The sequence below is a fragment of the Pseudomonas sp. CVAP#3 genome, assembly GCF_018986375.1.
GTDB lineage: Bacteria > Pseudomonadota > Gammaproteobacteria > Pseudomonadales > Pseudomonadaceae > Aquipseudomonas > Aquipseudomonas helvetica.
Window position 1 is genome coordinate 1 of record NZ_JAHMSC010000045.1, and the last position, 992, is coordinate 992.

Consider the following 992-nt stretch of genomic DNA (forward strand, 5'->3'; position numbering starts at 1 on the left):
CAGGTAAAGCTTCTGACCGCCGACTTTGAACTCAGTGACGTCAGTTACCCACTTTTGATTGGGCTGCGGTGCCTCAAACTCGCGCTTCAAAAGATTAGGCGCCGCCTGACCGACTTCCCCCTTGTAGGCTCGGTATTTCTTCACACGCACAAGACTCTTCAGCTGAAGCTGTGCCATCAGTCGCTGAACAGTCTTGTGGTTGACGAGGTGGCCGGCGCTTCGTACCGCAGCCGTTACGCGGCGATAACCATACCGCCCCTTGTGCTCATTAAACGTCGAGCGAATCTTGGCTTTCAGCTCCGCGTACTTATCAGCCGCTTGCAGTGCCTTTTGCTGATAGTAAAAGGTGCTGCGTGCCAAACCGGCAAACCTCAGCAGGCTTTCGAGAGAGTGCATCGGCCTCAGTCCTATTACGATTTGCGCTTTTTCTGCTGCGCTACTCGCTTCTTCTCCTGAACCAAGGCATCGAGCTTTTTTAGGTAGTCGTTTTCCATCCGCAACTGCTTCACCTCGGCAAGCAATTCATCGCGTGAGCGCGACTCGTCATCGGGTGAGCTGGGTTGAACAGGAGGAATGGAGGTTGGCATTTTTTTCGGACGTCCGGCTCTATTAGGCTGCTTGGTAAGGGCATCAAAACCGCCCTCATCATAGCGGCGCTCCCAGAGGCCGATGATGTCGAATTTACGGATGTCGAACAAGGCCGCCGTCTGCCGATAGGACAGCTGTTCCTCACGCATACGTTTCAAAACAGACAGTTTGAAATCGTTGCTGTAGCGCTGCAGCTTTTTCTCTTTCAGCCCAGCAGCGCCATGCACCTGATACGCCGCAACCCACTGGCGAAGAGATGAAAAGTCCACATTATGACGGTGTGCGACATCTCTCAAACCTGCGCTACCGGAACAGTAGTCCTGCACCGCAGCGAGTTTTGCTTGCTCTGTGTACTTCCCCATGACACCCCCAAAGGTTGTGTCCAACATTTGGGGGTCAGTTCA

At 53.6% G+C, this 992-nt stretch carries 1 pseudogene; it reads right to left on the reverse strand.

The annotated features are described in order from the left end of the window. Positions 1 to 950, reverse strand: a pseudogene (locus tag KRR23_RS28940) (IS3 family transposase); the annotation flags it as partial. Positions 951 to 992: the final 42 nt, after the last annotated feature.